Below are 18,084 nucleotides of genomic sequence, written 5' to 3'. Positions count from 1 at the left end.
TTTGCATTCAGTTAATGAAAGAACATTAAGGAGAAAAAATGGAAGCTTTGACAGGTGTATCAATATTGGTGATTATTGTTGCCGTATTTATTCTTATTATGGTTTTGTATTTCGTTCCGATCGGTTTGTTTATTACCGCATACTTTTCCGGAGTAACATTAAAAATCTTCAAAGATCTGATTGGAATGCGATTACGAAAAGTCTCACCTCAAGTGATCGTCCGTAATTTAATAGCTGCTACCAAAGCCGGAATTCCATTAAACACTTCCCTTTTAGAAGCTCACTTTCTTGCAGGGGGTAATGTAACTAAAGTTGTAAATGCTTTGATCTCTGCAAACAAAGCAAATTTGGATTTAGAATTTTCTAAAGCAGCTGCAATTGATTTGGCCGGACGAGATGTTTTGGAAGCAGTGAAAATGTCTGTGAATCCAAAAGTAATTGAAACGCCGCTTGTTTCCGGTGTTGCAAAAGATGGTATTCAGTTGAAAGCAATGGCAAGAGTAACAGTCCGAACTAATCTTGAAAGATTAGTCGGTGGTGCCGGTGAAGCAACAATTCTTGCACGAGTTGGAGAAGGAATTGTTTCAACAATCGGTTCAAGTAATTCTCACAAAGAAGTTTTGGAAAATCCGGATAAAATTTCAAAAGTTGTATTAGCAAAAGGATTGGATGCCGGAACCGCTTATGAAATTCTTTCGATTGATATTGCCGACGTGGATGTTGGTTCAAACATTGGCGCAATTTTACAAACCAATCAAGCAGAAGCCGATCTAAAAGTTGCACGTGCTAAAGCAGAAGAAAGACGCGCTGCCGCCGTTGCTCTAGAACAAGAAATGAGCGCCGAAGTTGCACGTATGCGTGCTAAAGTTGTTGAAGCTGAAGCGGAAATTCCTAGAGCTATCGCCGATGCATTTCATAAAGGAAATCTTGGTGTTATGGATTATTACAATCTTAGAAATATTCAATCCGATACTGAAATGAGAAATGCGATTGCTAAACCGGAAGACAAAAAGAATAAAGACACAAATGGATAATATATTTCAGTTACTGATTTTTCTTTTTGTCATTTATACGATTATTAATTCTCTCTTTGGCAAAAAGAAACCGCAAAGGCCACAGAACAATTTTCCGAGGAATGAAACGGGAGAAGCAAATACCAAAGCTTCTCCCCAACCTCAGTATTCTTCAACAACAGATATTCTTCAGGATCTATTCGGTTTAAAAATTCCAAAGTCTGGTGATGAATATGAAAATTTACCGCAGAGAAATTATCCTGGTAATTTAGAGATTGACTTACCTGAGATCGAAAAAGTGTCAGATTCTGAAAAGAGAAATATCCCGGATATTAATTACGATAAACTTATTTCGCTTGAAGCTCAACAAACCAAAACTCTTTCGGATGAACCACATATAGCTTATGAAGTTGGATTTAGTTTTAATCGTAGGACAATGGATATAAAACAAAAAATAAAAAATCCGGCATCGCTGCGAGAACTATATTTGATCTCCGAAATAATTAATAAGCCCAAAGCAATCCGCAGATAATGACCAAGAAATATGTTCTTAAGAAAGTTGGAGAAATCCCCGCCCGCAGTTCAATAATTGATGAATCTAAATTTCATATTAACTACCGTGAACAACTTAATGCCGCACAGTACGAAGCTGTAACTGCACTAGAAGGCGCTTATCTTGTAATTGCCGGTGCTGGTAGCGGAAAAACAAGAACACTAGTTTACCGCGTTGCAAGATTAACAGAACTTGGATATAATCCCGCATCAATTCTTCTTCTAACATTTACACGTAAAGCCGCAAAAGAAATGCTTGACCGGGCGGCTATCCTTCTGGATAACCGTTGTTCTAAAATTAACGGCGGTACTTTTCATTCATTTGCTAATCTTACACTTCGTAAATATGCAAAAGCAGTTGGAATTGATAATGGCTTTACAATACTCGATCAAAGCGATAGTGAAGATGTTATAAATCTAATACGCGCACAATTAAATCTGTCTCAACACAAAAAAAGATTTCCTAACAAAGCCACGATCTTCAAAGTTCTAAGTCTAAGTGCAAATACAGAGAAAACGATTGAAGATATACTAAACGAAGATTATCCTCACTTTGCAGATTATCTTGATAAGTTTTTAAATATTCAAAAAGTATATCAATCATATAAAAAGAAAAATACTCTTCTCGATTATGACGACTTATTGATCTATCTGCGTAATTTTTTATTTGAACTTAGTCCGGCTGCAACATCTTTTCTATCAACAATTAAATTTGTTATGGTTGATGAATATCAAGATACAAATAAAATCCAATCCGAGTTAATTCAAGGACTCACTCAAGTTAATCAGAACATTATGGTGGTTGGTGATGACTCGCAATCTATCTATTCCTTCCGTGGAGCTAACTTCAGAAATATTATGGAGTTTCCAAAACTATTTAAAAATGTAAAATTGATCACACTTGAAGAAAATTACAGAAGCACTCAAGAAATATTAAATTTTTCCAATCACATTATTGAACATGCAATCGAAAAATATCCGAAACATCTTTTTACAAGAAAGATAGGCGGTGAACTACCGGGTATAGTCTCTTCCGCAAATGAAAGTATGCAGTCGCGTTTTATAGTTGAAAGAGTTTTAGAACTACGTGAAGAAGGTGTTCCTCTAAATGATATTGCAATTTTATTCCGCTCATCATATCATTCATTCGATCTTGAAATTGAATTGAACAAAGCAAATGTGCCTTACCTAAAATTTGGTGGAATGAAATTTATTGAGACCGCTCACGTTAAAGATATGTTAGCGTTTCTTAGAATTGCGACCAATCCAAATGATTTTGTAAGCTGGTACCGCGTTCTTCTTTTGCACGAAGGAATTGGACCTAAGAAAGCACAGCAGATCATGGATGAATTGGCGACTTCACAAATTACTATCAAATCTGAACCGGAGAAATCTGTTTCAAAAAAATATAACGATAAGATTTTTAATCTATTCAAATTGATTCATAATATATCAACTAAGAATCAATTACCTGCAGATAAAGCCGAACTTGTTTATAAATATTACGAACCGCTCTTTATGGAAAAATATGATGACTTCAATAAACGCAAAAAAGATTTAGATATTTTTATGAACATATCACAAAATTATAAAAGTCTTAATAGTCTACTTGCCGATATGGCATTAGATCCGCCGCAAGATAGTGTTGCTGAAGTTGAAGCTCCGGATAAAGAAAATGAATTTCTCACTCTTTCTACTATTCACTCGGCAAAAGGTTTAGAATGGCATTCGGTCTTTATCATTCATGCTCTTGACGGATTCTTCCCTTCTTCCCAATCATTTGATAAACTAGAAACTCTCGAAGAAGAAAGACGCTTGATGTATGTTGCCTCCACACGTGCGAAACAAAATCTATATGTTTGTTACCCGATGCACATTTTCGATCGCGCCAAAGGAATTACATTTGCCAAACCTTCACGCTTTATCGAAGGAATAAATGAAGATACTGCTGAGCAATGGCTTCTTGAAGAATAATTATTATTTATGAGTTATGAATTTTAGTATGATAATTCTGTATTCTTATTTCTGATTTCTTTTTATTAAAAATAAATTCCATTTCAATTATCTATCAATTATCTTGCAATAAAGAAAATAGAAGTAAAAAAATGTTTGACGCAAAAGAATTAGTCAGAAAAGCAATAGATGCAAAAAGCAAAGCTTTGCCCACTTATTCCAATTTTCACGTTGGAGCTGCATTACTTTCAAAAAGCGGTCAAATATTTCTTGGTGCTAATATTGAAAATTCATCTTACGGATTAACTATTTGTGCAGAGAGAACTGCAGCATTCAATGCAATAATTGAAGGTGAAAGAGAATTTGAAGCAATTGCAATCGCTGGCGATTCAGAAGATTATATTTCTCCTTGCGGCGCTTGCAGACAAGTTTTAATGGAATTGTGCGGAAAAAATCTTCAGGTATATATGATCAATCAAAAGGGAGAATATAAACAAACAACTCTCGATGAATTACTTCCCTATTCATTTGGCGAGGAATTTCTAAAACCATGACAGAATTCACACCTCATTCATCTCCAAAAAATACCGGTTGGATCGAAGTAATAGCCGGATGCATGTTCAGTGGAAAAACAGAAGAATTAATTAGAAGATTACGAAGAGCAAAAATAGCACAACTCAATACAAAGATTTTCAAACCAAAAATTGATATCCGTTACTCCGATAGTGAAATTGTTTCTCACAGCGATCAATCATTGCCATCAATTCTTGTAGATTCACCAAATGAAATATTAACTCTCTCGGATGAAGCACAAGTTGTTGGAATTGATGAGGCACAATTTTTTAATAACGAACTTGTAGAAGTCTGCAATAAATTGGCAAATCAAGGTAAACGAGTTATAGTTGCCGGGCTCGATCAAGATTATCGTGGAGTTCCTTTTGAACCAATGCCGCAATTACTTGCAGTTGCAGAATACATTACTAAAACTTTAGCAATTTGTGTTGTGTGCGGAAATCCCGCCGATAAAACACAACGTAAAATAGTTTCAACAGAAAGAGTTCTCGTCGGTGCCTCCGATAGTTATGAAGCGCGATGCAGAAAATGTCATTACATTCCCGAATAAATCTGAGGACCTAAATGGAATTTTTTATTTCTCTTCTAAGAGGTATTGGCGGAATAATACTAATACTTGGAATAGCTTTTCTCTTTTCAAACAATAAAAAAAGAATTAATTGGAAACTTGTAGCAACCGGAATTGGATTACAAGTTCTCTTCGCGATTTTTATTATTCATAGCGAAACATTACGAAGCTGGTTCTTCCCACTTGGCTGGCCTAAAGATGCAATCAATTGGTTAGGTACTGCAATTGTCAGCTTGCTCGGGTTCACAATGGAAGGATCTAAATTTGTATTTGGTAAACTCGCTATTAGTTATGGCCCGGAAAGTCTAGGTTTCTATTTTGCTTTTCAAGTTTTACCGACAATAATTTTCGTATCTGCACTTACTTCACTTCTATACTACCTTGGAATTCTTCAGCTTGTTGTTAAAGGAATGGCATGGGTAATGGCAAAATTAATGGGAACTAGCGGAGCCGAATCTTTATCCAACACGGCAAATATTTTTGTCGGACAAACTGAAGCTCCACTATTGATTAGACCATATATTGAAAAAATGACAAACTCAGAAATCCTTACAATTATGATTGGAGGAATGGCTACAATAGCCGGCGGTGTAATGGCAAGTTATATTCAAATACTTGGACAGGCTTTTGCGGAAGTTTATAAAATCTCGATCCAGGATGCACAGATTAAGTTTGCTATTCAATTACTTGCAGCTAGTTGTATGGCAGCACCTGCTTCACTTGTAATTGCAAAAATTATTTATCCTGAAATTGAAGAACCGGTTACACGCGGTACAGTAAAATTAAAAGTGGAAAAGAATGCATCCAACGTAATTGAGGCAGTAGCAACAGGTGCTGGTGATGGTTTGCAATTAGCATTAAATGTTGCGGGAATGCTTCTTGCATTTATTGCATTGATTGCATTAGTGAATTATTTGTTCACAAGCTTTGGTGATTTGGTAGGTATTAACAATTATTTGAAAGCTACTTTTGGTGCACCTCTTTCTATGCAATTGATATTTGGAATTGTTTTACGATACCTAGCAGTTGGAATTGGTGTTCCATGGAATGATGCTTTTCATTTTGGAAGCTTAATCGGAACCAAAGTTGTTCTAAATGAATTTGTAGCTTACTTAGATTTAACAACAATTATTAAAGCCGGCGGCATGAGTGCAAAAGGAATGATGATGGCAACTTATGCTTTATGCGGGTTTGCAAATTTTTCTTCAATCGCAATTCAGATTGGCGGCATCGGTCCACTTGCACCTTCAAGGAAAAAAGATATTGCAGCACTTGGATTGAGAGCAGTTCTTGGCGGAACACTGGCTACATTAATGACTGCAACACTTGCAGGTATTCTTGTTCAATGATAAATATGAACGCTAAATACCGCGAAACAGTTGAAGCTGTAGCAAAACAAATTCCATTTGAACCGGAAATATGTATTGTCCTCGGAAGCGGACTCGGTGATTTTGCCGATAAAGTTGAAACTGTAAAATCAATATCAACTACTTCCCTTCCAAATTATCCTAAATCAACAGTTCAAGGTCATCAAGGTTTTCTCCACTTTTCAAAATATGAAAATAAAAAATTACTGATCGTTCAGGGAAGAATTCATTTTTATGAAGGATATTCTTTATCGCAATGTGTATTGCCAGTTCATGTTGCTTCAAAATTAAATTGTAAGAAAATAATTTTAACAAATGCAGCCGGAGGAGTTAATCAAAATTTTGAACCCGGCGATCTTATGCTTGCAACTTCGTTTAACGGAGTTAACATAAAATCCGAATTGACCGGATTAGTAGGTTTGGCTAATCTTGAACAGAAAAATTCATTTTTAGATTTCCCATCTTCCGAAATGAATAATAAAATTATATGTGCGGCTCTTGAAGAAAAAATATCTCTGCGACAAGGTGTTTATTGGTTAACAAAAGGACCAAGCTATGAAACTCCGGCTGAAATAAAGATGATTCAAAAATTTGGCGGAGATGCAGTAGGTATGTCAACTGTTCACGAAGCGTATTATGCTTCTTCACTCGGTTTAAAAGTGGCAGCGGTTTCATGTATTACAAATTTTGCAGCCGGACTCTCGCCGCAAAAACTTTCTCACAATGAAGTTATGGAAACGGCTGAGATGGTTAAAAAAGATTTTGAACGGCTCATCAAAAAAACTATAGAGTTGTTGTAAGTATTGATGCCGCAGTAATAATTGCTGTTTCACTTCTTAAACGATTATCAGTCAATTTCACTCTGCACTCATCACTCATCACTCTACTCTCTTCTTCCGTAAATCCTCCTTCGGGACCGAAGATGAAAAAATAATTGCCAATTGAGAATTGAGAACCTTGCCTACCGGCAGGCAGGTTGAGAATTGATTGAAAAGTTTTTTCTGCATTTTGATCGAAAAGAATTTTCGTTCCATCTAGTTTGTACAATTCATCAATACTTTTTACATAAGATACTTTCGGCAGCCAGGCACGGAGTGATTGTTTCATTGCAGAGAGTATAATCTTTTGCCAGCGTTCTATCTTTTCTCCTTTTGCAACTGTTCTGGTAGAATCGAAAACAATAAAATTTGTAATTCCTAATTCAATGCATTTTTCCAAAGCAAATTCAAAGCGGTCAATATTTCTTAATCTTGGAATACAAAAAGTGATTTTACTAAATTTATTCTCATATTGAATTCTTTCGATTACTTTAGCCAAAACATTTCTTTTACCGATTTCTGAAATAACTGATTTATAAATTGAACCGTTACCATCAGTTATATGAATACTATCACCTTTAAAGTGACGCATAACGTGAGTGATATGATGTGCCTCTTCTCCATCAATCAGAATTACATCATCAATAATTGAATGTGAAGTGCAGTAAAGTTCTACATCAGAAAGAAAATCCTGTCCCAATTACAAACTCTCCTTTTCCATTTTCATTAACTGCGTATTCAAATCTAACTGCGTTATAAGGTAATAACAATAAAGTAATTCCAAAACCGTAACCATAATAAAAATTCTTAATTGCTAATTTATCATACCTATCGAAAGCATTACCTGCATCAAAGAAACTTGTTAGATAAATTCCAACTCGTGCAGATGTTAGTTTCTCAGGCAAGAAAGGAATCTTAACATGAAAATTCCACTCCTTTAAAATGGGGTAACTAGTTTCAAGCGAAGTTAAAATAAAACTTTTACCTTCACGAACGTCATGAAAATGTCCTCGCACATAATCAAAATAACCCAGATAAGAGTAATCATAGAACGGTACAACATTGCCGAATGCAGTTTGATACTTTACATGCCACTTAGCAGCAAAATCATCAACTATTTTTCTATACTCTCTAAAATCAATGATGAATTGATTATAGCTGATATCATTTATCGAAAATCCGTTATGAGTGAACGACGCAAACGTATATAAACCATTTTCTGAAAACTGTTTTAGATCGCGTGAATCGTATATGTAACTTAAACCAGCGAAAGGAACTCTATCTATATTTTTCCCTGAAGCAGTTATTCCAGGTTGAGAATAAGGAGTTTCGATATAATTAAATCCAATTGTAAAAAATCCAATATTAAATTGATTAAATCTTTTACTTATCGAAATACTTTGGAGATATATTTTGTTTGTGTAATCTTCTCCAATAATTGATTTTGCATTCTCGCTTTTGTTTATACTCTTCACATACGCAAAAGCAAATGATAGACCAATTCCGTTTTCATAACTTAAAGACGGATTTTCATAATTAAACGAGTAAAAAGGATCATACCCGAATCCAATTGCTGCACGTAAGGATTCGTCTCTTCCGCGAAAATTTCTGTAAGATAGATTTACACCATATGTTGATTTCTTAAAATCATGGTCTTGTAATCTAAACAACGGAAGCGGGTATATATACCAGCTCTCTGTTAACTGTATTACAAGTATATTTTTATTTTCTGCTTTTTCTAATTTGAATTCAACTTGATTGAAAAGACGAAGACTAAAAACTCTCTCGCGGTTAAAGCGTAATGTTTTACCAGAGACACTATCGCCGATTTTAAATGTCAATTCACGAAGGATAATAAAATCTTTTGTCGTCTCGTTCCCAACTATTCTGATCGAATCAATTTTTACTGTTTCTTCGTTTCTTATCAAAAGTGAATCCGGTCCAACGGCAAACAAATAATTCTGGATTAAGCACGCAAAAGAAATTACAGCTAAAATATATTTAAGTTGGAAATGAAAGTTCATTTAGTGGAATTAATTTTTTCGAAATGGTTTACACAAACTATAATAGACTGCAATACATTTATCTTGAATAGTATAGATACCTTTTTCAATAACCGGTTTTACTGCATCATCATTTCTGATGCCTTGCTGAAGCCAAAGTGTTTTAGGATTTTTCCTAAGTACTTCAGGAATAATTTCCGGAATATCTTCTGATCTTCTAAAGACATCAACAATATCAACTTCGAAAGGAACATCAGAGAGACTTGGATATACATCAATCTCTCCGCTCTTTTTTATTTTAGGATTAACACCAACAACTTTGTAACCTTTATCAACAAGAAATTCTGCAATCTGTCTGCTTGTTCTATCCGGATTATCCGATAAACCAATTACAGCAATAGTTTTCGCTTCAGAAAGAATTTTGCATATCTCTTTTAGCTCTTGTTCATCGTTCATTTTACTTTTTCCTCAACGTATTCACTAATTGGTACGCAACTGCAAACTAAATTTCTATCTCCGTAAGCATTGTTTACTCTTCCAACACTCGGCCAGAATTTATTTAGTTTAACCTGAGCATTTGGAAATGCTGCTTGCTCTCGTGAATAGGAATGTTCCCATACATCGTTCACTACATCATCTACAGTATGCGGAGAATTCTTTAACGGATTATCTTCTTTACCCATAATTCCTTTCTCAACATCTTCAATTTCTTTTCTAATAGAAATCATCACATCGCAGAACCTGTCGAGTTCATACAACGATTCGCTTTCCGTTGGTTCGATCATAAGCGTCCCATGAACAGGGAAAGAAACAGTTGGTGCGTGGAATCCGTAATCCATTAATCTTTTTGAGATATCTTCAACTTCAACATTAGATGATGTTTTAAGTTGACGGCAATCTAAAATCAGTTCATGAGCAACAAATCCATTACTACCCGTGTAGAGCACCGGATAATATTTGTTTAACTTTGCCGAAATATAATTTGCATTAAGAATTGCTGCCTTAGTTGCATGAGTTAATCCCTCCGCACCCATCATTTTTATGTATGCATAAGAAATAGTTAGAATGCTTGCACTTCCCCACGGCGCTGCAGCAACTGCTGTTATAGATTTCTCTCCGCCAACTTTTACTAATGTATGCCCCGGAAGGAATGGCGATAAATGTTTTGCAACTGCGATCGGTCCAACTCCCGGTCCGCCGCCGCCATGAGGAATTGAAAAAGTTTTATGAAGATTCAAATGGCAGACATCGGCGCCGATATATCCCGGACTTGTTAAACCAAGTTGTGCATTCAAGTTTGCGCCATCCATGTAAACTAATCCGCCGTTTTGATGAATTATTTTGCACGCTTCTACTATCGCTTCTTCAAATACTCCGTGAGTTGATGGATATGTTACCATCAAAGCTGAAAGATTTTCTTTGTATTGTTCTGCCTTTGCTTTTAAATCCGGCATATCAATATTTCCGTGATCATCGCATTTAACAACAACAACTTTACTTCCTGCCATAACTGCGCTTGCGGGATTCGTTCCATGTGCAGATGATGGAATCAGAACAACATTTCGGTTATGATCTCCGCGTGAATTATGATAGGCACGTATTACCATTAATCCGGCATACTCGCCTGCCGCACCGGAATTCGGCTGAAGAGAAACGGAATTGAATCCGGTCATCTTCGCTAAATCATTTTCTAATTCTTTGAAGATCTGCAAATATCCTTCCGCTTGATTAAGCGGTGCAAAAGGATGCAGTTCTGCAAATTCAGACCAACCGATTCCGAACATTTCTGTCGATGCGTTCAATTTCATAGTACATGAACCGAGAGGAATCATTGAGGTAGTTAGCGAAAGATCTTTTTTCTCCAATCCTTTGATGTAGCGAAGCATTTCTGTTTCTGAGTAGTAAGAATTAAAAACCGGGTGTGTTAAGAAACTGGATTTACGATTTAGTGAATTACGATTTACGATTTGAGCTTCAGCAATATTTATTTTCTCATCATTAGCTTTGTTAAGAGCCGTTGAGAATATTTTTACAATCTGATTTACATCATTAATTGTTGTTTGTTCGGAAATAGAAATACCAATCGCCTTTTCACCAAAGTATCTAAAATTAATTTCATTCTTTAAGGCTTCTGATTTTATTTGTTCTGATTCAAAAGATGAGTTCAATTCTATTTTTAAAGTATCGAAATAATTTTTATTCGTTTGTTTGATTCCAATATTTTTTAGAGAATGTTCTAATAGAGAAGTCAATTTATGAATACGGTCGGCAATTGCTTTTATTCCTTTCGGTCCATGATAAACTGCATACATTCCCGCCATGATTGCAAGAAGAACCTGTGCAGTGCAAATGTTGCTTGTAGCGTGTTCACGTTTGATGTGCTGTTCTCGTGTCTGGAGAGCCATGCGCAGTGCACGTCTTCCTTTGCAATCTATTGATACGCCGATTATTCTACCCGGAATTTGTCTTTTGTATTCATCTTTAGTAGCAAAGTATGCAGCGTGCGGACCGCCAAATCCCATTGGCACACCGAAACGCTGTGTTGAACCCAGCACAACATCAGCACCGAATTCTCCCGGAGGAGTTAATAACGCAAGCGATAAAAGATCTGCCGCTACTGCTTTTAATATTCCTTTAGCTTCTGCTTGTTTGAACAAGTCCGTGTAATCATAAACTTCGCCGTCTGCAGACGGATATTGAACTAGTATTCCATAAATATCATCCGTGAGTTCTAAATTTTTATGATTACCAATTCTTAATTGAATTCCTAATGGTTCGCAACGTGTTTTAAGAACATCTATTGTTTGAGGAAATACTTTTTCAGATACCCAAAATACATTTGCGTTCTTTTTTGCAGTTTTGCGGAGCGAGTAGAACATTGTCATTGCTTCTGCGGCGGCAGTTGCTTCATCAAGCAATGAAGCGTTTGCTATCGGCATTGCAGTAAGATCAACAATCATCGTTTGGTAATTTAACAGTGCTTCAAGTCTGCCTTGAGAAATTTCTGCCTGGTACGGAGTGTATTGTGTGTACCAGCCCGGATTTTCTAAAATATTTCTTTTAATAACTCCGGGAGTGATGGTTGGATAATATCCGAGTCCGATGTAATTCTTAAATACTTTGTTCTTGCCGGCAATTTGTTTTAGGTGATTCATAAATTCAAATTCGGATTGCGGCGGATCGAGTTTTAATTTTTCTTTTAGTCTTATTGATGATGGAACAGTTTTATCAATTAACTCATCAAGAGATGAAACACTAATTGCAAATAACATTTTAGAAATCTCTTCTTCATTTGGACCAACGTGGCGGTCAACGAACTTATCATAAAACTCAAAATTATTCATAAATGATTCTCTTATTAATTTGATTAGTAAAAAGTGAAATTTTTGTTTTCAAATATAAGTAAAAGATAAAAACCGGAAGGCAGAAAAGTTGAGAGATCTTATGGTTAAGGATTTTTTAAGTGAACGTTAGGCAACATGTTAGCCGCCAATTATTTCATTAAGTCCTTCTATTACATTAATTAATTCATCTTCTTTAAGATGAGTAATTTTTTCGCCTAATCTATTAACCGACAATGTTCTTATTTGACTAATTTTTATCCAAGATTTCTTCGGTAGGTTTTTAGAATTGATTTCGAGAGTAAGTGGAAATCCAGCTATTTGTTCTTTACTTGTTAAAGCTACGGCTATAACAGTTCCGGAATTCTCATTAAATATGGTATGGCTTAATATCAAAACCGGTCTTTTCCCGGCTTGTTCGTTTCCTATTGTTGGGTCCAGATTTGCCCAGACTATATCACCTCTTAATATTCTGGCCATTCTGCTAAATCTACTTTTATATTTTCTTCAGATAATTGTTGCTCTTCGGCTTTATTTAATTTAGCACTTTCAATCGCTAATCGGGATTTATCAAGTTTAGTTATTTTTTCTTCGATAGCAGTTTGAATAGCTTTACTTCGGTTAGTAAACATTTTTTTTTCAACTAATCTATCTATTCTATTCAGAATCTTTTTATCTATCGAAATAGCAATTTTAGATGTTGTTGCCATATTATCCTCCGGTATTACCATTTGTAATACCACAAAAATAATTTTTTTCTTCTACTAAAACAAATTATCAGGTAACTATGTGGCTACTAAAGTGCTGCACAAAATAACAAAGCAGCAATTGCCAAAACAACTTTCATTTGTTGTCACGGTGCACAGTGACAGTCGAGGAATGATTCTCACATTAAATAGATTAGTAAAAAGTGAGATTTTTGTTTTTAAATATAAGTAAAAGATGAAAATCGGAAGGATGAAAAATGGATAAATAATTTAGTTATTCTTTAGGTGCATGATTTAATCCACTTGCTTTCACAGTTTCATCGCGATAGTTGAGGAATATACTTAAATATTATTTTCAGAAAATCCTTTAAATATTTCAATGATATCCTTAAAAGGATTGTCAGTAGATTCAAAAGCTTTCTTAATATATAATGTTTTAAATCTATCTTCCCCGATTTTTGCTTTACTTGTAAAAATGCTAAGAATCTGTTTTCCTGGAATATTTGCTTTCCATTCATCGTTAGATAATGAATCTTCAAAATCCTTATAATATTTTTTTATTGTTGGAATTATAGAATCTTTTGTCAAACTGTCGGATATTCTTTCCAATTCAGAGTTTATCGTTTCATCGAATTTTGATTCCAAATCTTGAACGATCAAATTAGAGCAATTACTTGGCATTATATCAATATTCCCAATAATATCTCTAAATAATTTTGATACCGCCAAAGACACGGAATAAGAAATTCTTTGTTGAGCAATTTTCACCAATTCATTTTTTATTTTTTCAGGATCGCACAACCAAGAATCTTCTTTCTCCATTTCCTTAAAAATAGCTGCAATAATATTCTCGTCTAAAAAATAATTCTCTAAATGATATTTGTCTAACGACTTGATTTTATCTTGTAATTCTTTTTTATTTATTTTCTCTCGTATTTCGGCGGGGTAAGCATCCCTATCACAGAGAAGGAAAAAATCTACACCCCAAACTGTTTTATTTAAAACATTATTTGCAATATTACTAAAGGATTGAATAGTATATTTCCCTTCACAAGGGACTAACACTAAATTCGGGAATCTTCCTTTTAGAATTTGTAAATAAGTTTTTTTATCAAGACTTGCTGTAGTCCCTTCAACAAGAACTATTTTTTTACCAAGAGAAACTACGCCAATTGATTGTCCTATTGCTTTTAAGGCATTATAAGTTTGATTTTCTAACGAAATGAGGACGGCTTGATTATCAGTATCATTATTGAAGGGCTGTACGAATACAATTGAATTATCAAGATTACTTGAGATTAATTCTGCAGAATGAGTGCAAAATATAAATTGATTATTTTTACCTATCGTTTTTAATGTATTTAGTAATTTATTGGCTAGTTCAGGATGAAGATGTAATTCTGGTTCATCAAAAAATATTATACAATCTGATGGGTCTCTTAATAAAAAATCAAATATTATATTAAGTACTTCCCGTTCTCCAGAACTAAGATTGTTTTCAGTTATTGTATTTTCTCCATCTTTTATTAACAATGAATTATTTTGGATATTTAAGCCTTGGAGTTTTTTGGGAGACAATAACTGGTAAAAAGATTCCTTAAATGGTTCAAGAGGATCAGAAAAGCTAAGCGGCATTGAAGTATTGCCTTCTTCTTTAAGTTGAATTGCTTTATTTGCAATCGAAGTTTTCTGATTTTGTACTTTTCTAAATAATGAATGTAAAGTATCTTGGAATCTATTTTGAAAAGGACTAAAAGAAAAATCCCAACCTATATCTTCTTCCCATGGGTCTGCATATTCCCAAGTAAAAGCTAATGGTTGAACTTTTGTAATTTGACGATTACTTTCATAACATAAAAGACTGCTTTTAAAATTTCTTCTTTTTCTATTATGTTGTAATGTGCTATTGAAATAACGCTGGTCTTGATTATCAGATAGATTTAGAAGTGTTTTATTCCCCCAATCAGTCTGTTCTGTTTTGGAAGTAGCTTCAATTTCAATTGAGTAATTTGGATTGGTATTAGGATTACGCAGATATCCAATAATAGCTTGGATTAATCTTGTTTTCCCTACACCATTTGCACCTGCAATTAAAACTATATCATCTAATTCATCAATTTCAAAATTTTTAATTGGCAAATAATTTTTGATGCAAATCTTTTTTATTCTCATACTGTCTATCCAAGTAAATAATATTTTATTAAGATAAAGAAATAATTCAAGTATATAACGATATCGCTGTAAACCAGTAACAATTTTTTTATTAATAAAAAAATCTAATCTATATTAATTCTTGCGAAGTACAATTCGTGTGAATGTTTAGAAGAAAAGAAGTTGTTGTTTGGTTTCCCATTACGGAATTCCCCTTATTGCGTTTACAACTTATAAAAAACAAAAGCTATTCAAAAGGAAAATGTTAGCAGCGGTCGGCACTCAGCTATCAGCATTCAGCTAAAGGATTTTAAGTTAAAGTTAATTGCAACAATCACTCGTTGTCACGATCGTACTGTTACTGTAGAAGAAATGATTTATTCCGAGAATAATTAAGCAGACTAAAAAGTAACCGAAAATATTTCTATAGTTTTATCATTTTGCAAAATAGAGACCTTAATAATAGTCTCTTCACCAGTTCCATAGCGCGGAAATTCAAAATACTTTCCTGATTCTAACCAAATATTATTTAGACCAGAAAGGTTTATGAACATTTCATTTTTGTTCTTGTCATAATAAGTAATTTTAACATTTATAAGATTAAAGTCTTTCGCGGTTTCGTTATGTAATAGAACAACAAAACCATATTTCTCATAAGTAACCTTTGTGGAGATTGTCTGACCCTTAAGCCATTGATTTGATTTGCCTTCAATTGAATTCGGATTATTGCAATTAATGAATAGCAAAGAAAAGATAAAAATAAATACCGATGACAGAATTAAATTTTTCATAATCTCACCTTTTTATAATGTAATTAAATGGGCGAAGAAGAAAAAATCTATTTCATTTGCTGTCACTGTTGCACAGTGATAGCAGGGTAATTTTCTATTGACTTAATTCTCTTATAAGCGGTTAGGCAGAACTTTATTTTTCAGCTTTAAATGGTGAGATGAATTCAAAACCTAGTTGTTGCATCCAATAAACATCATTGGAAGCGATCCACTCATCTTTGATCTTACCTTTTGAAAAATGTAAAATGCTCATCCCAGTGACTTTGATGGATTTCCCCGTAGGCGGATGCAATCCTTCACCACTGTTAGTAGCTGTAATTTCCCATATCGCAGCAGCTTGTTCATTTGTAAAAAATTTTTCTTTTAGTTCAATGTGAAAATCAGGATATGCCTTCCTCCATTTTGCGACACTCTCCTTAAAAAGAGCAATGCCTTTTTCAGGTTCATATTTCGGCGACATCCTTAACTCAAACTCTGGATGTAAGACCAGTTCAATTTCATAAAAGTTACCAGTATTCCAAAACTCAACATATTTGTCTAAAAGTGAAGCAAGTTCTTTTTCTGGTTTTGATTGAGTACAACTAAAAAGTAAAACAGAAAGAAAAATCAGAATCAAATAAATATTTTCGGGTTTCATAATTATACCTCTATAGAATCTGCTTAACTACGTTGCCGCTAACTGGCAGCTCAGAATATAAATGCCCTGAAATGTTAAATCGCGGGGCATTGATTTTAATTAAGTCATTTTATCCGTGTATAAGTTTCAATTAGAGTGGTTTTGTTATTTCTTATCGTAGTTTCTACAAACATATCGGGAGATATAAATTCACCCTCGATTTTATAAGATGCCTTTTCAAAATTTGAAATATCACTAAATGGAAGGTATTTATATTTAGTATTTGATATAAACCAGGTTGCATTAATCTCAATATCCTTTCCTAAATCCACTTCAACGTAAATACTTTTATCAGTACTTTTATCATATCCCTGAAGGAATTTCCCTTCCGAAACTGTTTTCCCATTGGTCACTGTTTTATAATTTCCTACCAATCCAGTTCCATAAGATTCCGCATACCAAAAGAAAGTTGTGTCTGTGGACCTCTCAACTTTCCAAGAGCCAATAAACTGTTTCATCAATTCGACCTGATTGAGTTTTGTTTGATTTGTTTGTCCCTCTATTCCGTTTGAACAGATTAATAGGGAAATAGTAATAACAATGATCACACAAGTTTTTTTCATGATTTAAGTCTATTCAATAAATTAATCTGAAAGAATTGAATCACATTTAATAATAGATACTTCTCTTTTAGTGAATATAACATAATTCCAATTCTCTTTTCTCCATTGTTCAAGTAAGTCAAATATGATTTCTTAATATTCTCCAGAAAAAGGAAAATTTAATAGCACTCAGCTATTAGCGTTCAGCTTAAAACTCTAAGCTAAAAGCTAATTGCTAACAGCTCAGAGTGTTATTCAATCTTCTGTTTTTAATTTTTGCATAGCATTCATAGAAGCTTCCTGCTCAGCCGTTTTCTTGTTTCTACCGTTTCCGGTTCCAAATAATTCATCTCCTAAAAAGACATCAATTATAAAATCTTTTTTGTGCGGAGGACCTTCTTCAGATCGTATAATATAACGCGGATGCTGAAGCTTTTTTGAGTGAGCATATTCCAGCAATTGTCCTTTATAGTTTGTGTCAATCAAAAAATTTTGATCCACTTCATACGGCTTAATTATCCTTTCAATCACAAATTCTTCAGTCTTACTTAAACCTTGATCTAAAAAGATTGCACCAATCAAGGCTTCAAGTCCGTCTGCGTATATTGTCTGCATTCCCTCCATCGAATCCCGCAAGTATTTTTCATTGTAAAGAATAATCTTATCTAAACCTATTTCTTGCGCTGTAATATATAAGTGTTCACGGTTAACAAGAGCCGCACGCGATTTTGTAAGAAATCCTTCTTCTTCGTTCCTGTAATTTTCAAAGAGATAATTAGCAACGATCATACTTAAAACGGAATCGCCTAAAAATTCCAAGCGTTCATTCGATTTAGAAAGTTCGGGATATAACTCAAGATAGGAACTATGTGTGAGAGCTTTGATGAAATAGGATTTATTACGTGGTGTAAAACCGAGAATTTTTTTTAGGATTGTATAGTTCTTCTGAAATCTAGTTCTTAGTTCCGGATCAATAAAATATTTTCTTCTTTGAAAAAAGAAAAACCTATCTAACAGTTTTCCAAACAA

General features: G+C 34.2%; 18 protein-coding genes. 7 read left to right on the top strand and 11 right to left on the bottom strand.

Going from position 1 to position 18,084, the window contains the following annotated elements; genetic code table 11:
• Positions 1-38 precede the first annotated feature (38 nt).
• From floA to NTZ27_02750, 7 genes are all read left to right on the top strand, one after another.
• A complete protein-coding gene (gene floA / locus NTZ27_02780; GenBank protein ID MCX6173659.1) occupies positions 39-1,034 on the top strand; it encodes a flotillin-like protein FloA in 996 nt (331 codons plus the stop codon).
• Positions 1,027-1,545 (top strand): hypothetical protein, encoded by a 519-nt coding sequence (locus NTZ27_02775; GenBank protein MCX6173658.1) that lies wholly within the window; start codon positions 1,027-1,029, stop codon positions 1,543-1,545. Before floA ends, NTZ27_02775 begins: the two co-directional genes overlap by 8 nt.
• Positions 1,545-3,539 (top strand): ATP-dependent helicase, encoded by a 1,995-nt coding sequence (locus NTZ27_02770; GenBank protein ID MCX6173657.1) that lies wholly within the window; start codon positions 1,545-1,547, stop codon positions 3,537-3,539. Before NTZ27_02775 ends, NTZ27_02770 begins: the two co-directional genes overlap by 1 nt.
• Positions 3,540-3,628: 89 nt before the next feature.
• On the top strand, positions 3,629-4,072 hold the full coding sequence (cdd, locus tag NTZ27_02765; GenBank protein ID MCX6173656.1) for a cytidine deaminase: 444 nt from the start codon (positions 3,629-3,631) through the stop codon (positions 4,070-4,072).
• Complete coding sequence (locus NTZ27_02760) at positions 4,069-4,641, top strand: thymidine kinase (protein ID MCX6173655.1); 573 nt, start codon at positions 4,069-4,071, stop codon at positions 4,639-4,641. Before cdd ends, NTZ27_02760 begins: the two co-directional genes overlap by 4 nt.
• Before the next feature lie 14 nt (positions 4,642-4,655).
• Positions 4,656-6,008, top strand: a complete 1,353-nt coding sequence (locus tag NTZ27_02755; protein ID MCX6173654.1) for a NupC/NupG family nucleoside CNT transporter — start codon at positions 4,656-4,658, stop codon at positions 6,006-6,008.
• Between the two features lie 5 nt (positions 6,009-6,013).
• Positions 6,014-6,826 carry a purine-nucleoside phosphorylase gene (locus tag NTZ27_02750; GenBank protein MCX6173653.1) on the top strand — a complete coding sequence of 271 codons (813 nt, stop codon included), beginning with the start codon at positions 6,014-6,016 and terminating at the stop codon, positions 6,824-6,826.
• On the opposite strand, the gene NTZ27_02745 is transcribed toward NTZ27_02750, so the two are convergent.
• The 11 genes from NTZ27_02745 to rnc form a co-directional block, all read right to left on the bottom strand.
• Positions 6,810-7,544, bottom strand: coding sequence for an RsmE family RNA methyltransferase (locus tag NTZ27_02745; protein MCX6173652.1), 735 nt, complete (start codon positions 7,542-7,544; stop codon positions 6,810-6,812). The genes NTZ27_02750 and NTZ27_02745 overlap by 17 nt on opposite strands.
• Positions 7,522-8,868 carry a hypothetical protein gene (locus NTZ27_02740; protein ID MCX6173651.1) on the bottom strand — a complete coding sequence of 449 codons (1,347 nt, stop codon included), beginning with the start codon at positions 8,866-8,868 and terminating at the stop codon, positions 7,522-7,524. Before NTZ27_02740 ends, NTZ27_02745 begins: the two co-directional genes overlap by 23 nt.
• Positions 8,869-8,877: 9 nt before the next feature.
• The gene (locus NTZ27_02735; GenBank protein ID MCX6173650.1) at positions 8,878-9,303 is read right to left on the bottom strand and encodes a CoA-binding protein; all 426 of its coding nucleotides are present in this window, start codon (positions 9,301-9,303) and stop codon (positions 8,878-8,880) included.
• Positions 9,300-12,191 (bottom strand): aminomethyl-transferring glycine dehydrogenase, encoded by a 2,892-nt coding sequence (gene gcvP, locus NTZ27_02730; protein ID MCX6173649.1) that lies wholly within the window; start codon positions 12,189-12,191, stop codon positions 9,300-9,302. The genes NTZ27_02735 and gcvP overlap by 4 nt, the downstream gene beginning before the upstream one ends.
• 138 nt (positions 12,192-12,329) lie before the next feature.
• Positions 12,330-12,668 carry a type II toxin-antitoxin system PemK/MazF family toxin gene (locus tag NTZ27_02725; GenBank protein ID MCX6173648.1) on the bottom strand — a complete coding sequence of 113 codons (339 nt, stop codon included), beginning with the start codon at positions 12,666-12,668 and terminating at the stop codon, positions 12,330-12,332.
• The gene (locus tag NTZ27_02720) at positions 12,653-12,898 is read right to left on the bottom strand and encodes a ribbon-helix-helix domain-containing protein (protein MCX6173647.1); all 246 of its coding nucleotides are present in this window, start codon (positions 12,896-12,898) and stop codon (positions 12,653-12,655) included. The genes NTZ27_02725 and NTZ27_02720 overlap by 16 nt, the downstream gene beginning before the upstream one ends.
• A gap of 339 nt (positions 12,899-13,237) precedes the next feature.
• Positions 13,238-15,067, bottom strand: coding sequence for an AAA family ATPase (locus NTZ27_02715; GenBank protein ID MCX6173646.1), 1,830 nt, complete (start codon positions 15,065-15,067; stop codon positions 13,238-13,240).
• A 380-nt stretch (positions 15,068-15,447) separates the two neighbouring features.
• The gene (locus tag NTZ27_02710; protein MCX6173645.1) at positions 15,448-15,837 is read right to left on the bottom strand and encodes a hypothetical protein; all 390 of its coding nucleotides are present in this window, start codon (positions 15,835-15,837) and stop codon (positions 15,448-15,450) included.
• A 133-nt stretch (positions 15,838-15,970) separates the two neighbouring features.
• Positions 15,971-16,474, bottom strand: a complete 504-nt coding sequence (locus tag NTZ27_02705; GenBank protein MCX6173644.1) for an ester cyclase — start codon at positions 16,472-16,474, stop codon at positions 15,971-15,973.
• 104 nt (positions 16,475-16,578) lie between these two features.
• On the bottom strand, positions 16,579-16,971 hold the full coding sequence (locus NTZ27_02700) for a hypothetical protein (protein MCX6173643.1): 393 nt from the start codon (positions 16,969-16,971) through the stop codon (positions 16,579-16,581).
• Positions 16,972-17,310: 339 nt separating this feature from the next.
• Positions 17,311-18,084, bottom strand: coding sequence for a ribonuclease III (rnc, locus tag NTZ27_02695; protein ID MCX6173642.1), 774 nt, complete (start codon positions 18,082-18,084; stop codon positions 17,311-17,313).

The organism is Ignavibacteriales bacterium (assembly GCA_026390775.1).
Taxonomy (GTDB): Bacteria; Bacteroidota; Ignavibacteria; order Ignavibacteriales; family Melioribacteraceae; genus Fen-1258.
The sequence above is the reverse complement of the archived record's forward strand: the minus strand, read 5'-3'. Positions and strand labels throughout refer to the sequence as shown.

Coding starts and splice junctions, on each gene's coding strand:
- floA (MCX6173659.1), top strand. CDS start 39: ATGGAAGCTTTGACAGGTGTATCAATATTGGTGATTATTGTTGCCGTA.
- NTZ27_02775 (MCX6173658.1), top strand. CDS start 1,027: ATGGATAATATATTTCAGTTACTGATTTTTCTTTTTGTCATTTATACG.
- NTZ27_02770 (MCX6173657.1), top strand. CDS start 1,545: ATGACCAAGAAATATGTTCTTAAGAAAGTTGGAGAAATCCCCGCCCGC.
- NTZ27_02760 (MCX6173655.1), top strand. CDS start 4,069: ATGACAGAATTCACACCTCATTCATCTCCAAAAAATACCGGTTGGATC.
- NTZ27_02755 (MCX6173654.1), top strand. CDS start 4,656: ATGGAATTTTTTATTTCTCTTCTAAGAGGTATTGGCGGAATAATACTA.
- NTZ27_02750 (MCX6173653.1), top strand. CDS start 6,014: ATGAACGCTAAATACCGCGAAACAGTTGAAGCTGTAGCAAAACAAATT.
- NTZ27_02740 (MCX6173651.1), bottom strand. CDS start 8,868: ATGAACTTTCATTTCCAACTTAAATATATTTTAGCTGTAATTTCTTTT.
- NTZ27_02735 (MCX6173650.1), bottom strand. CDS start 9,303: ATGAACGATGAACAAGAGCTAAAAGAGATATGCAAAATTCTTTCTGAA.
- gcvP (MCX6173649.1), bottom strand. CDS start 12,191: ATGAATAATTTTGAGTTTTATGATAAGTTCGTTGACCGCCACGTTGGT.
- NTZ27_02725 (MCX6173648.1), bottom strand. CDS start 12,668: ATGGCCAGAATATTAAGAGGTGATATAGTCTGGGCAAATCTGGACCCA.
- NTZ27_02720 (MCX6173647.1), bottom strand. CDS start 12,898: ATGGCAACAACATCTAAAATTGCTATTTCGATAGATAAAAAGATTCTG.
- NTZ27_02715 (MCX6173646.1), bottom strand. CDS start 15,067: ATGAGAATAAAAAAGATTTGCATCAAAAATTATTTGCCAATTAAAAAT.
- NTZ27_02710 (MCX6173645.1), bottom strand. CDS start 15,837: ATGAAAAATTTAATTCTGTCATCGGTATTTATTTTTATCTTTTCTTTG.
- NTZ27_02705 (MCX6173644.1), bottom strand. CDS start 16,474: ATGAAACCCGAAAATATTTATTTGATTCTGATTTTTCTTTCTGTTTTA.
- NTZ27_02700 (MCX6173643.1), bottom strand. CDS start 16,971: ATGAAACAGTTTATTGGCTCTTGGAAAGTTGAGAGGTCCACAGACACA.